This window comes from Dolichospermum sp. LEGE 00246 (assembly GCF_015207865.1).
GTDB lineage: Bacteria > Cyanobacteriota > Cyanobacteriia > Cyanobacteriales > Nostocaceae > Dolichospermum > Dolichospermum heterosporum.
Genome location: NZ_JADEWA010000148.1, coordinates 1 through 11,235 on the forward strand (window position 1 = coordinate 1; position 11,235 = coordinate 11,235).

The following is an 11,235-nucleotide window of genomic DNA, read 5'->3' on the forward strand; positions in this document are numbered from 1 at the left end:
ATATGAGATTTCACTACATATTTACCACTACCCCATACTCTAAAGAACCAGTATTATACAGAATATTTATCATTTATAAAAATGGACAATGTGTATTAACTGATAAAACGCTTGAAGAAATAAGTTTGTTAAGAAAATATCAAATATTAAACATTGAATATATTCCTCGTGTAGAAGCAACAGATACAGGCATTTTCTTTCGGAGAAAAGTAGTTGAAAGTTATCAAAATGGTTTTAACGTAGAAAATTGTTTTTTGTGTAGATATCATGGAGTAAATTACTCTTTTAAGCAAGAAGGAACAATATTTTGCAAATATTTAAAAAATACAGGAAATTCTAATATGGCTGCCAATTGCGAATATTTTCGACCTGATCATGCAGTTTTCTCTAAGTATAAAAATTCTTAAGGGACAAGTTTAGAAGCAGGGTTATAGGGCTAACGTTTTCGTCATATCAGCAAGGAGAAAGCAATACTTCTCTTTTAATTCAGCTAATGTTTGAGGAGTTTCCATTTCTGTCCATTTAAAAGCCCGAAATAAAGGTCTAGCATTTTCAGGTGATCTTAATAAATAAACGCACTCTAATAAACTGGAAAGTTCATCTTCTGCAAACACTTTCTACCCTTGAACCACTAGATGAAGACTTTGCAGATGTAGATGGAGGACTATTACTCCTAGATGATATCGAGATTTGAAAATGAGTTACTTGTACTTATTAGATACAAACATTCTTTTAGAACTAATCAAAAATTCCAGAGGTGTAATATTTTCCAAAATTCAAGAAGTAGGAGAATACCCAGATCCCCGACTTCTTTTATTTATTGTGTCCACAAATTATAAATTGATGTCAGAAGTCGGAGATCTTATCACCTTACCTGAATTATTACGATTGAAAACTGGCTAAACACCAATTTTAAAAAACTGAATTAATCGTACTTACACCAAACTGGGCTGGAAGAAGCGATTAACAGGACGGGCCAGTCCCAGATTTTTCCGTAGTGTTTTACCTTCGTATTCTTGGCGAAAAATCCCCCGCCGTTGGAGTTCTGGGATCACTTTATCTACAAAATCAGTCAGCCCTTCTGGTAGAAAAGGAAACATGATATTAAATCCATCAGATCCTTCTTCAATCAGCCATTGCTCCATTTCATCAGCAATGCTTTGGGGCGTACCCACAAAGGCCAGTCCACCATAACTACCGATGCGTTGCGCCAACTGGCGAATAGTGAGATTTTCCCGTTGTGCGATCGCAATCACTCGTTCTTGTGAGCTTTTTCCGGCGTTAGTGGGCGGGATTTCTGGTAAGTAACCATCGGGATCAAAACCGGAAACATCGTAGCCAAGTGCGCTATTTAAACTAGCAATACCACTATCATAATGTACTAGGCTATCCAAACGAATCCGCTTGGCCTGTGCCTCTGCCACAGTTTCACCCACAACCACTAAAGCACCAGGGAGAATTTTAATACTATCGGGATCACGTCCGATTGCTCTCACACGACCTTTAACATCAGCAAAAAAAGCTTTGCCAATTTCCAGATTGCCGGCTGATGCAAACACAACCTCAGCAGTAGCAGCAGCCAATTGACGACCGGCTTCGGAAGCTCCTGCTTGGACTATCACTGGCCAACCCTGGACAGGTCTAGCGATATTCAATGGCCCCCGCACGGAGAGATGTTTGCCTTTGTGATTGAGGGCGTGAATTTTTGCAGGATCAAAATAAATCCCTGATTCCACATCCCGAACGAAAGCATCATCAGCAAAGGAATCCCAAAGACCAGTGACGACATCATAGAATTCCCTTGCTCGCACATAGCGTTCATCATGCTCTACCTCTTCTTCTAATCCGAAGTTGAGGGCTGCGTCTGGATTAGCTGTGGTGACAATGTTCCAACCAGCGCGGCCGCCACTGATATGGTCAAGGGAGGCAAAACGGCGAGCGATGTGGTAAGGCTGGTCATAAGTCGTGGAAGCAGTGGCTACCAGTCCAATGTGTTCGGTAACACTAGCGAGGGCAGAAAGCAGGGTGAATGGCTCGAAGGAGGTGACAGTATGACTGCGTTTGAGGGCGTTAACTGGCATATTCAGGACTGCTAGGTGATCAGCCATGAAGAATGCGTCAAACTTCCCCTGTTCTAGTTTCTGGATGAATTTTTTCAGTGCTGGAAAGTTAAAATTCGCATCCGGTAAAGCCCCTGGATAACGCCAAGCACCAGTATGTATACTAACCGGGCGCATGAATGCACCTAGTTTTAATTGCTTTGATTTACTCATGACCTTTTAAATAGGTACTAAAATTTTGTTTTGTACTCAAATTAAGTTTGTACGATAAACCCGTAGGTTTACCGTAGTATATTATTAAGGTTGCATAAAAGAGCAGAAAAAACAAGAAATATTTAGATTCTGTGATCAATGGCTATGGCATGATGAAATTAGAAACAGTTTCATAAGCTTTAGCAGCTTGCAATACTAATAAATCTCTGTATTTTGCTGCCACAATTTGTATCCCTACAGGTAAACCATTCTGGGTAAAGCCACAAGGTACGGAAGCTGCGGGTTGTTGGGTGAGATTAAAAGGAGAGGTGAAAGGACTCCAGGTGTGTCCCTGTGGATAGAGGGATGATTGGGGTGAGTTTTGACCAACTGGAAAAGCAGTAATTGGTAAAGTGGGAGTGATGAGTAAATCGTAGGTTTGATGAAACTGTTGTAGATGACGGCCAAGAGCTTCACGGGCATCATTTGCTTGGAGATAATCTGCTAAAGTTAAGCGATCGCCTTCTTGAGCATTAGCTTGTAAACCTTCTTCAATTACAGCCCGTTGTTCTGGACTAAAACCCCGCAGTAATTTAGCAGCACCAGCTACCCAAAAAGTTCGGAAAATTGGAGATGGATTCTCAAAACCTGGATCAACTTCCTCGACAATAGCCCCCAGTTTTTCTAAAGTTTCTACTGCTTTTTTGACTAATGCGGCTACCTCTGGTTCAACATTGGCATATCCTAAACCTGGACTAAAAGCGATTCTTAAACCCGCTACACCCTGATGCAGATTTAGTAAATAATCCTGTTGATCATCAGGTAAAGCATACCAATCACGAACATCAGGACGAGCGATCGTATTTAAAGTTAATGCAGCATCTGTCACTGTACGCGCTAAAATACCCGGATGAAACAGCGTCCCTGTATGGGCTGATGGATAGCCCGCAGCCCGACCAAAAGTAGGTTTAAAACCAAATACCCCCGTAAGCGCGGCTGGACTTCTCGATGATCCCCCACCATCTGTACCCAAGTGAATTGTACCCAAACCCAATGCGGCTGCAACTGCTGCACCACCACTACTTCCCCCTGGTGTGAGTTCCAGATTCCAAGGATTGCGAGTAATACCAGTTAGGGGAGAATCTGTGACACCTTTCCAACCAAATTCAGATGTGGTAGTTTTGCCCAATAATACAGCACCTTGTTCACGCAACCGAGCTACAGATGGTGCATCTTCATTCCAAGTTTGATTTGGTGAAATGGCTTTACTTCCACGTAGTGTTGGTAAACCTTTAGTTAGTAGTAAATCCTTGGCTGTAAAGGGGATTCCATCAACTACACCAAGTGGTTTACCGTAAAGCCATCTTTCCTCAGAAACACGAGCTTCAATGAGTGCATTTTCTTCATCAATTACCACAAAAGCATTTACTAGGGGATTGTATTTAGCAATTCTTTCTAAAGCTGCTTTAGTTGCTTCTACAGGGGATAACTCACGGCTTTGATAGAGAGATACAAGTTCCTGAGCGGAAAGATTAGTGATGTCTGTCATATTGAAAAATCTCCTATTTGTATTTAGAATATTCACTTCATTGCCATTCTTGAATCATTATTTGATAGTGAAAGAGCGATCGCTAACTACTAAAAAATCACTTATTTTCGGGCGCGAACAAGGAACTTTGTAGTATCTTCCCAAACACCTTGATCAGTTGTGAGTTTTTCAATTTCTGCACTGTATTCAGCTTGCCACTGTTCTAATTGCGATCGTGATAATGTTGATAACAGGGGATGAGCTTTAAAATTGATATTGGTTGCTATCCAAGATAATTTCTTATCTTTAAGATGGCGATAACGCCCTGACGGTACAGTTTGAATTTCGACATCTCTAAAACCTGCTTGATGAAGCAAATTTTGACATCTTTCTGATGTCCCAAGTGGTTCGAGAATATATGGCAGCGATAGACCTAGAACCCTAGTGCAAATACTTCGATGAAGAGATGCTAAAAAAGCCGTTTCGGGAGGAGAGGTAAATGCAATATATCCTCCTGGTTTTAAAAAGTGATACCACTTTTGCAAAATAGCAGGGATATCAGGAAAAAGTACAAGCGCCTCACAGCAAAAGACAGCATCAAAACTAGTATCACTAAAGTTGATATATTCTGCATCTGTCTCAATCAACTCGATATTTTGTAATTTGGCGGCTGCAATCTTAAGTTTTGCTTGATGTAACATTCCAGGAGTCATGTCAACCCCAATTACATGACCTTCTAAACCAACCTTTGGGGCTGCGGGAATTGCAATTAAACCTGTTCCAGTCGCCACATCAAGAATTTTCTGCCCCTGCCCAAGCGGAACAAATTCAAGTAAAAGCTTGGCTTCTAAAGGATGGCGAGTACCTTCCTCATGATCATAAGTAGTTCTACTACCATAGAATTCTTTTAGTAGCTGCTTGTATTTATCTATATCAGTCATCATTAGTGTCCGCGCCCCTCGAATCCAACAGCAACAGTAATTTGCCCTGGCTTGGTGAAACATTGTGCAGATGCAAGTTCCTGAGCAAAAAGATTAGTAATATCTGTCATATTGAAAAATCTCCTATTTGTATTTAGTTAAAAGTTTTTTTATAAACATCTAAATCTACTATTTCCATAAATCGTGATGGATTTTTAATTTCATTAAAACTAACTTTTTGGTACAATTCATGAGCATCTTTAGTTACGAGTAGCCATCGCCTTAATCCCCGCAATTCGGGATGAGAAATAATAGTTTCTATCAGCCATTTTCCTAATCCTTCTCCTCGAAAAGATTCTAAAACAAACACATCAGCAATATAGGCAAAGGTAGAATAATCGGTGATCACTCGACCAAATCCAATTTGTTGTTTATCTTTATATAGCCCAAACACAAGAGAATTTTGAATTGAATGTTGTAGCACTGTAAATGGTATGTCTTTTGCCCAATATGTATTTGCTAGAAATTGGTGGATAACTGTCAAATCTAGCTGATTAACATCAGTGCTAATAGAATATTCACTTCGTTGCCATTCTTGAATCATTATTTGATGGTTAAAGTTAGATAAAAAATAGTTTACAAATAGACATCTCCGAGAATTAAATGTGCATGACCTGAAACTCTTGTAGATACGTTCCATGGAACGTATCTACAATCTTTTTCGGAGATGTCTAATGATGATTATCTTCATTGGCTTGTCTAACAAGATTGAAAGAGTTACAAAGTCTTGGTTTCAAGGTACGTTGTACTTGAAAAATTTCGCATTTATATTGTTAGTCAGAGGTGACAAGAGCGATCGCTAATCCGTCATACCCTTTGCTACCAACTGTTTGGATCGTGGTGGCTGTAACTCGTGGTTCTGCTGCTAACAGCGCATTAAATTTACGCACACCCTGAATATTTTCATCAGTGCTATCGGCATCAATCACCGCACCTTTACGGACGACATTATCAACAATAATTACACTGCCACGACGAGTTAGTTTTAGTGACCAAGTGAAATATTCAGGAATATTTACCTTGTCAGCATCAATAAAGACTAAATCGAAGGGTGCTTGACCTTCCGCAGCCAGTTGGGGTAATGTATCCAATGCTGCTCCGACACGGATTTCGACAATATTTGATAAACCAGCCCGTTCGATATTCTCGCGGGCAACTTCCGCGTGCTTGGAATTGGCTTCTAGGGTAATTAACTTACCATCTGCTGGTAGCGCCCTTGCTAGCCAAATCGTACTGTAACCAGCCAATGTTCCCAATTCTAAGATTCTGGTAGCACCACGAATTTGAGTGAGGATATGGAGTAATTTGCCTTGGTTGGGAGCAACATTGATTTGAGGCAATTCAGCGTCAATTGTAGATTGAATTGTGGCATCTAATGCAAAATCAGAGGGTACGAATAAGTCATTGATGTATTCGTCAACCGCAGTCCATTGAGTTTGAGTCATGATTCTAATTTGGTAAATTAAACAACTTGGTAATGTTCAACCCTTGGAAAGGGGTCGTAAAAGTTATGAAGAAGGGAACGCCATTGTTGATACTCTGGTGAGAGTCTAAATCCAACGGTGTGGTCTTCTAAGGTTTGCCAATGCACGAGCAAAATGTAACGATTTGGAGTCTCGATACAGCGTTGTAATTCGTGAGAAATATATCCAGACATGGAAGCAATGATAGATGAAGCTGTTTTGAAAGCAGTTTCAAATTCTTCCGCTAACCCAGGCTTAATTTCTAAAATTGCTACTTCTAGTATCACGAGGAAAATTCCAATTAGAAAATTTTATTTATGAGCGATCACATTGTTACTCAGATAATTTTGTAAAAGTATCTGAGAAAGTTGCCGCATATCATTAAAAACTATCTTGGCTCCAGCATCAGTAAGAGCAGTACCATCGCTATGTTGGGCATAACCAAAAACGGTCATTCTTGCCGCATATCCTGCTTGTACACCCGGTACAGAATCTTCAATCACAACACAATGTTCTGGATTTGTGTTCATTTGCTCGGCTGCATGGAGATAGACATCAGGAAAAGGTTTAGGGCGCGGAACATCATAACAGCTATATATTTTTCCTTCAAATTGATGTAGAAGTCCCGTTAATTTCAAGACAAATTGAATATGGCGGTGACTGTTATTTGATGCTACACATTTTGGTAAGGTAATTTGCTCCAATACTTCGTTAATGCCCGAAACAGGCTGTAGTTCTTGCTGTAATGGAGCTATTTCTCTTTCCTTGCAAAGTTCGATAAAGTTTTTGGGCAATGGTTTATTGTAAGATTGCTCGATTATCTCTAAACAGGTTTTCAGAGACTTGCCGATAAATTTTTGAGTTACTTCTCTATATGTGATAGGAAAACCAAATTCAGTGAGCGTTTCGGCAAAAGTGCGATTGATAATTGGTTCACTATCAACTAACACTCCATCACAATCAAAGATTACAAGTTTGAACCCAGTTTCGCCCATATTGTTGCCTCAACTTTAGTAGGGATTTAAGTTACAACGCTAAATAAGCCCACTCCAATGCGTCCAAGAGGTGTTTGTGTTCTATGTCATCAAACGGTTTGATCGCTATGAGTTCGTTTCGTATTTGTGTACGCATCTGAACGATCTCATGTAATAACTTCGGTTCTAGAAGACTGACATGATCAGGCTTCTCCACCTAGCTTTTTATTTGCTAAATTGTATAGTATAAACTACGGTAATTTTATCAAGTAAATGTAGTTTATAGATAAACTCAGAGTATCATATATTTCATCCGAAACCAAGTTTTCCTGCTTTTAGCTGGATTAGGAATGATTTTGGATTGGTATAGAGAAATTAAATCGCGTTATTACTTATTTTAACTGACACTGCCATGACTTCTAGTTTTTTGACTACTCATACTTCAACTACCATCGCTATTGTTGGCGGAGGTTTTAGTGGGACTCTAGTTGCTACCCATCTATTGAAAACTGCTAGTCAACCCCTCACAATTAAGTTAATTGAGCGCGGTCGTCAAATTGGCAAAGGAATTGCCTATAGTACGGAAACTAACTGTCATTTGCTGAATGTCTCAGCAGGTAACATGAGCGCGTTTCCTCATGATCCGGGACATCTGTTACGTTGGCTTCAGTACAACTGCAACGAGTTAGGTTCATTTTTTTCTGAAGAAATCAATGCTAGTACCTTCATTCCTCGCAAAGTTTATGGTTTGTACATTCAGTCAATTTTGGCAGAAGCCGAAGCAACAGCACCTAGTGATGTCCGGCTGGAAAGAGTAACTGATGAAGTGGTGGGGATACAGTCGGAAGGAAAAGGGACAGCTATCTCTCTCCGTAGTGGGCGCTGTTTTAATGCCGATAAGGTTGTCTTGGCTTTAGGAAATTCCCCTTCTACGCCTTCAGAAAGTGAGAATACAGATAGTAATTATCGCCGAAATGCTTGGTCAGCCGATGCCCTAGATGATCTTGATCCTGATGCGCCTGTGTTGCTGATTGGTACGGGATTAACGATGGTAGATATGGTGTTATCTCTGCACGATCGCCAACATCGGGGTAAGATTTATGCTGTGTCTCGTCGGGGACTGTTTCCCCAAAAACATCAACCGGCTCAACCTTATTCTAATTCTTTGACTTCTGATACCTTTCCGACGACGGTGCGTGGTTGGTTACACTGGCTGCGGACTGAGGTAAAAGTTGCTGCATCTCAAGGATATAATTGGCGATCGCTCATTGATTCTTTACGTCCCCATACTCAGAAAATTTGGCAAAGACTACCAAAAGTCGAACAGAGGCGGTTTTTACGTCATCTCACACCTTACTGGGATGTCCATCGTCACCGTATTGCCCCACAAGTGGCAGATGTGATCACAGAAATGCTCAATTCTGGTCAACTAACTATTTTCGCTGGACGAATTCGGGAATATCAAGCTTTATCTAACGGTGTGGCTGTCACCATATCTGAACGCAAAACCCAGACTAATCAGATTTTCTCAGTGCATCGAGTAGTAAATTGTACAGGGGTAGCAGCAGATTACAGGCGATTCCTACGGAGCGCTTCGCTATCACCTCATCCCCTGGTTACTAATTTGCGAACAGAGGGACTAATCCGCCCTAATGTCCTGGGTTTAGGACTAGATGCCAACTCCCAAGGCGCTTTATATGAGGCAGATGGTAATGTTTCCTCACTGCTTTATACCTTGGGAACACCGCGTAAAGGAGACTTGTGGGAAACTATAGCTGTTCCAGAACTACGGGGACAGGCACAGGCATTATCCCAGGAGTTATTGCAATCTCTACCATTACGAGTGCGTCCTCTTCCTGCTATAGCTTTGAGCGAGCGGACTTCAGAAATACTCCAGTCAAACTTTCTATTCCGCCAATTTTTTGACCCTCAAACCAGTAGCTATACTTACCTCATTGCTGATCAACAACTAGGAGATGCTATTTTGGTTGATCCTGTATTAGAGCAAGTTGATCGTGATTTAGAATCATTAGAGGAACTGGGATTAAAGCTGCGCTACTGTCTAGAAACCCATCTCCATGCTGATCACATTACAGGGGCGGGTAAACTTAGGCAACAAACAGGCTGTCAGGTGATCGTTCCCAAAAATCCTGCGGTAACAAAAGCGAATCGTTCTCTTGTTGGTGGGGAAATTTTAGAGGTAGGATCAGTAATTATTGAAGCAATTTTTACACCAGGACACAGCGCCAGTCACATAGCCTATTTGGTAAATAAAACCCATTTATTAACCGGTGATGCCTTATTTATTCGTGGTTGTGGACGCACAGATTTTCAGGGAGGTGATCCGGGGACTCTCTATGATGTGGTGACACAACGCTTATTCACCTTGCCAGATGATACTTTTGTATATCCTGCCCATGACTACAAAGGGCGTACAGTTTCCACCATTGGTGAAGAAAAGCGCCTCAATCCCAGATTCAGCGGACGTACCCGTAATCAATTTATCACTGTTATGAATAATCTCAAGTTGAGTTATCCCCAACAGATGAATGCAACAGTACCGGCAAATGAATACTGTGGTGATTTTATTCCCCAAGATAGCTTAAATCTCTCGACAACTTCAGCAAAAGATGAAGAACAAAAACAAATAGAACTCACAGTCACAGCAAATACAGACATCTACAATGATTACTTTGCTATGTATATATAGGAGTCAGGAGTCAGGAGGAAGAAGAAAGAATAAGGGGCGTTGCTGATTTTAGGGATGAAAATAATTTTGCATACGTTCAAAACCTTTGTAGAGACGTTCCATGGAACGTCTCTACCTCCAAAAATCATACGCCACTATACAGGATAGAAAACAAATGTCCGCAACTCAATACTTTGCCTTGGTGGTGCATCTGTTGGGCTAGTTGGATCTGCAAATGCTGTGTGGGCTGCAAAGCGGGCAATTCCATCTTCTGCGGAATCGAAACATTTGATAAATAAAGCTTCATCCCTTTGCATTTGTGGAAAATAGTACCACTTATGTTCTGGGTTGTAAGTAACTGCGTAGGTTTCACCAATGCGATTGCGGTACACTAAATCACCAGCTACTAAGTCTGTTGGGGCAATACTTTGAGCATCACACACAGCCAATGGTGACTCTTGAATTGTATCTGCGATCGCCCGCCAAATATTGATAATTGCAAAACGTTGTTGTAACAACTCTTCAATATTCTCTACCCCCCGTGCTTCTAACTCTTTACGCGCACGAGCATAGCCAGATTTAGCCGTGAAATCATTGTGTACACGCTTCACAGGCTCTTTAATACTATTTTCACTCGGTTTTGACTCTTGAGCATTACGCAAAGTATGGTCAAATATTACCACCTGAGTTGCCCCTGTTACCTCTTTTAATAATTGCTCCGCTTCCAGATAGTAAACATTCCGTAACTCATCTTCATCATAGAAGTTGCGGACTTTCGTACGATGCTCAGTCAGAGCAAAACCTTCTCTATCCAAAGATAGATTTTCTACAATAGATCGGGCATTGCGTATGGGTAAACTTTGCGGCTGATAAATCCCATTCTGTCTAGGAATACCTGCTGGTGGTTCATAAGTATAGTTAACAGGTTTTTCTGCCATTGGCAGTAAGTAATGAAGATTAGCCTCAACATAAGGCAGTTCCTCAACAATCGGTTTGTCTAGAACTTGAGTATTTAAACTCATAGATTACATCCTTGATTAACTAACAATTGCACTAATGAATATTTGCGCGATCAATAAAGTACGGTTTATCGGTCAATTTATCGTAGTTTAGTTTATTATACAAAATTTCCTCTCCAATCAACCTTAGCAATCCGAAAAATATGTAGCACTAATTATTTGGTGACCTAATTAATATAGTCGAGTGTCACACTAATCATCTGGTGTAGGGTGCGTTAGATATCAAAAATCCGTTTTTTACCAAATTATCAGGTCTGACGCACCCTCCTAATGTGCAAGTTACGTAAATCCTCAATTTCTGGATAATTCTCACATAATATAATCATATTG

Annotated in this window: 11 protein-coding genes; 2 read left to right on the forward strand and 9 right to left on the reverse strand. The window is 40.6% G+C overall.

Going from position 1 to position 11,235, the window contains the following annotated elements:
• Positions 1-407: hypothetical protein (locus tag IQ228_RS26595; RefSeq protein WP_228043836.1), on the forward strand; the 407-nt coding region annotated here is incomplete at its 5' end.
• A 21-nt stretch (positions 408-428) separates the two neighbouring features.
• Here IQ228_RS26595 and IQ228_RS11920 read toward each other — a convergent pair.
• The 8 genes from IQ228_RS11920 to IQ228_RS11955 all read right to left on the reverse strand — a co-directional run bounded on the left by IQ228_RS11920 (position 429) and on the right by IQ228_RS11955 (position 7,218).
• Entirely contained in the window at positions 429-614 is a 186-nt protein-coding gene (locus IQ228_RS11920; RefSeq protein ID WP_228043837.1) for a hypothetical protein, read from the reverse strand.
• Between the two features lie 321 nt (positions 615-935).
• A complete protein-coding gene (locus IQ228_RS11925; RefSeq protein ID WP_193962934.1) occupies positions 936-2,273 on the reverse strand; it encodes an LLM class flavin-dependent oxidoreductase in 1,338 nt (445 codons plus the stop codon).
• A gap of 142 nt (positions 2,274-2,415) precedes the next feature.
• Entirely contained in the window at positions 2,416-3,801 is a 1,386-nt protein-coding gene (locus IQ228_RS11930) for an amidase (protein WP_193962935.1), read from the reverse strand.
• Between the two features lie 101 nt (positions 3,802-3,902).
• Complete coding sequence (locus IQ228_RS11935) at positions 3,903-4,724, reverse strand: class I SAM-dependent methyltransferase (protein ID WP_228043838.1); 822 nt, start codon at positions 4,722-4,724, stop codon at positions 3,903-3,905.
• A gap of 130 nt (positions 4,725-4,854) precedes the next feature.
• A complete protein-coding gene (locus IQ228_RS11940) occupies positions 4,855-5,304 on the reverse strand; it encodes a GNAT family N-acetyltransferase (protein ID WP_193962936.1) in 450 nt (149 codons plus the stop codon).
• Positions 5,305-5,533: 229 nt separating this feature from the next.
• Complete coding sequence (locus tag IQ228_RS11945) at positions 5,534-6,205, reverse strand: O-methyltransferase (RefSeq protein ID WP_193962937.1); 672 nt, start codon at positions 6,203-6,205, stop codon at positions 5,534-5,536.
• A gap of 17 nt (positions 6,206-6,222) precedes the next feature.
• Positions 6,223-6,510 carry an antibiotic biosynthesis monooxygenase gene (locus IQ228_RS11950; RefSeq protein WP_193962938.1) on the reverse strand — a complete coding sequence of 96 codons (288 nt, stop codon included), beginning with the start codon at positions 6,508-6,510 and terminating at the stop codon, positions 6,223-6,225.
• Between the two features lie 24 nt (positions 6,511-6,534).
• Positions 6,535-7,218 (reverse strand): HAD family phosphatase, encoded by a 684-nt coding sequence (locus IQ228_RS11955; protein WP_193962939.1) that lies wholly within the window; start codon positions 7,216-7,218, stop codon positions 6,535-6,537.
• Between the two features lie 391 nt (positions 7,219-7,609).
• Between IQ228_RS11955 and IQ228_RS11960 the strand changes: the two genes are divergently transcribed.
• The gene (locus IQ228_RS11960) at positions 7,610-9,907 is read left to right on the forward strand and encodes an FAD/NAD(P)-binding protein (RefSeq protein ID WP_193962940.1); all 2,298 of its coding nucleotides are present in this window, start codon (positions 7,610-7,612) and stop codon (positions 9,905-9,907) included.
• Positions 9,908-10,041: 134 nt separating this feature from the next.
• On the opposite strand, the gene IQ228_RS11965 is transcribed toward IQ228_RS11960, so the two are convergent.
• Complete coding sequence (locus IQ228_RS11965; RefSeq protein WP_193962941.1) at positions 10,042-10,908, reverse strand: CmcJ/NvfI family oxidoreductase; 867 nt, start codon at positions 10,906-10,908, stop codon at positions 10,042-10,044.
• Positions 10,909-11,235: the final 327 nt, after the last annotated feature.

Bases quoted from the DNA above. Each gene is read 5' to 3' on its own strand.
- IQ228_RS11935 (WP_228043838.1), bottom strand. From the start codon at position 4,724: ATGATGACTGATATAGATAAATACAAGCAGCTACTAAAAGAATTCTAT.
- IQ228_RS11925 (WP_193962934.1), bottom strand. From the start codon at position 2,273: ATGAGTAAATCAAAGCAATTAAAACTAGGTGCATTCATGCGCCCGGTT.
- IQ228_RS11940 (WP_193962936.1), bottom strand. From the start codon at position 5,304: ATGATTCAAGAATGGCAACGAAGTGAATATTCTATTAGCACTGATGTT.
- IQ228_RS11945 (WP_193962937.1), bottom strand. From the start codon at position 6,205: ATGACTCAAACTCAATGGACTGCGGTTGACGAATACATCAATGACTTA.
- IQ228_RS11955 (WP_193962939.1), bottom strand. From the start codon at position 7,218: ATGGGCGAAACTGGGTTCAAACTTGTAATCTTTGATTGTGATGGAGTG.
- IQ228_RS11965 (WP_193962941.1), bottom strand. From the start codon at position 10,908: ATGAGTTTAAATACTCAAGTTCTAGACAAACCGATTGTTGAGGAACTG.
- IQ228_RS11930 (WP_193962935.1), bottom strand. From the start codon at position 3,801: ATGACAGACATCACTAATCTTTCCGCTCAGGAACTTGTATCTCTCTAT.
- IQ228_RS11960 (WP_193962940.1), top strand. From the start codon at position 7,610: ATGACTTCTAGTTTTTTGACTACTCATACTTCAACTACCATCGCTATT.